At 45.5% G+C, this 1,704-nt stretch carries 3 protein-coding genes and 1 pseudogene; all 4 read right to left on the minus strand.

What is annotated here, in order from left to right:
- Positions 1-101: 101 nt before the first annotated feature.
- Complete coding sequence (locus tag AC6I5A_RS00930) at positions 102-554, minus strand: NADH-quinone oxidoreductase subunit NuoE family protein (protein ID WP_034610661.1); 453 nt, start codon at positions 552-554, stop codon at positions 102-104.
- A 55-nt stretch (positions 555-609) separates the two neighbouring features.
- Complete coding sequence (locus AC6I5A_RS00935; protein WP_497900386.1) at positions 610-1,011, minus strand: helix-turn-helix domain-containing protein; 402 nt, start codon at positions 1,009-1,011, stop codon at positions 610-612.
- Positions 988-1,308: pseudogene (locus AC6I5A_RS00940) on the minus strand (hydrogenase iron-sulfur subunit); the annotation flags it as partial. The gene AC6I5A_RS00935 and the pseudogene AC6I5A_RS00940, both read right to left, overlap by 24 nt.
- Positions 1,309-1,428: 120 nt before the next feature.
- A partial coding sequence (locus AC6I5A_RS00945) for a 4Fe-4S binding protein (RefSeq protein WP_034610666.1) occupies positions 1,429-1,704 on the minus strand: 276 nt, incomplete at its 5' end.

The following is a 1,704-nucleotide window of genomic DNA, read 5'->3' on the forward strand; positions in this document are numbered from 1 at the left end:
CATATAGAGATTCTAGGCTTAGCGGGATCTTTTTTTGACAAGATACCCTCCCTGAGTTTTTCCAATTCAGCAACTGAATTTATCCTTGTCATAATCTTCCCTCAATCATAATTTTTTAAGGCGTCGGCAATCTCGGCAGGTGATATCCTACTATGAGTTGTCTCATCAACCTTTATCATCGGACCACAAGTGCAACAACCTTGGCAGTTGACAACCTCCAGGCTAAACTTCTCATCTGAATCCGTTTCGCCGGGTTTAATTCCGGTCAGTTCCTGCACTTCTTCAAGAACACTCTGCGCACCACGAATATGACAGCCTGTCCCCGTACAAATGTGAATTTTATGGCGTCCTTGGGGAGTCGAATTGAATGTTTTGTAATAGGTAGCAATACGCAGTACCCGACTAAAGGGCACTTCTAATTTCTCACTGATCTTCTGCATTACTTCTCTGGGAAGCCATTGATTCTCTTCCTGAATCTCCATCATTACGCGAATCAGTTGACGGCCTTGCCCCTGATATTTATTTAGAATATGATCAATTGCTTCGTTATCCATAACCTATCTGTCCTGACCTCCTTCTTTCCCGTAATCCACTGTCAGCTCTTTCGCCTTAGGCGATAGCAAAGCGCTTCTCACTTTCCTCGTACCTGACTAATCCTTGCCTTAACGTAATATTAAGGTGCCTTGATACTTCAGACGGGGTCAGTTCTAAAACCTTAACGATCTCTCCGCTTGTCCGAGGTCTTTCACGCAAGAGCGAGATAATTTGGCTGTCCACCAATTTCTCGAGAACTGTTTCTTTAAACAATTTGCTAAACTCGTCACTATTGAAAAAATTATAATACACTTCCGCTGATTGGACTGGTAATCTCATTCTTTCCCTTTCCACCAGCCGGATGAAGGGGACGATATCCGCTGCTGCTTGGATTCTTGACTTGAGGACATTTTCATCTATTCCTTCGCCCTTGCCGAGAGGTCCAAACCCCCTCACCTGTTTGCCAAAGTCATTCATCAGTTCGGTAAACAGGATTCCATCACCGGCAGACATTGTTTCGAGTCTTAGTCTGCCAGGGTTCAGCCCAATATGCTCCATTATTTTCTTGCAGAGCAGGACCATGTTCAGCGCATGATAATTACCTTGGGTACCATAGCTGCAATCATTGAATTGACAACCGCCCACAAACACGCCATCTAATCCCTTGAGAAAAGCCCTTAAGACAAATGACAAGTCAACCCGACCGGTACACATGACACGTATAACTCTGCTTTCAGTTGTATATTGTATTCTGGACACGCCAGCTAGGTCTGCAGCCCCGTATGCTCACGATTGGCAAAAAAAACATAATATTTTGGGTTTGAATTTAAGCTCCGCACTCATTCATCTCTCACCGCCTTATTTCGTAATCCCATCTTTCCGCCCACGGAACCTCTACAAGCCGGCAACCGCTGCATCGATTTGGCTCAAGATCTGTTCATCAGTAAAGTGTTTCAGTTGGATAGCACTGGTCGGACATACAGTGTTACAAAAACCGTCTCCCTTACAGAGAGCGGGATTAACTCTGGCCTTTCTGCCTTTCGGCGTCATAACAAATTCGATGGCGCCGTACGTACACGCCGTGATACACGCCCCACACGAAATACAGCTATTTTCCGGCACTTCGGCAACCGCACCGGAGGCAACAACTGAATCATGCGAGAGAAGCGT

The sequence above is a fragment of the Desulfosporosinus sp. Tol-M2 genome (assembly GCF_059735615.1).

What these genes read in the sequence shown, in the direction of transcription:
- AC6I5A_RS00930 (WP_034610661.1), bottom strand. Translation starts at nt 554, where the DNA reads ATGGATAACGAAGCAATTGATCATATTCTAAATAAATATCAGGGGCAA.
- AC6I5A_RS00935 (WP_497900386.1), bottom strand. Translation starts at nt 1,011, where the DNA reads ATGAATGACTTTGGCAAACAGGTGAGGGGGTTTGGACCTCTCGGCAAG.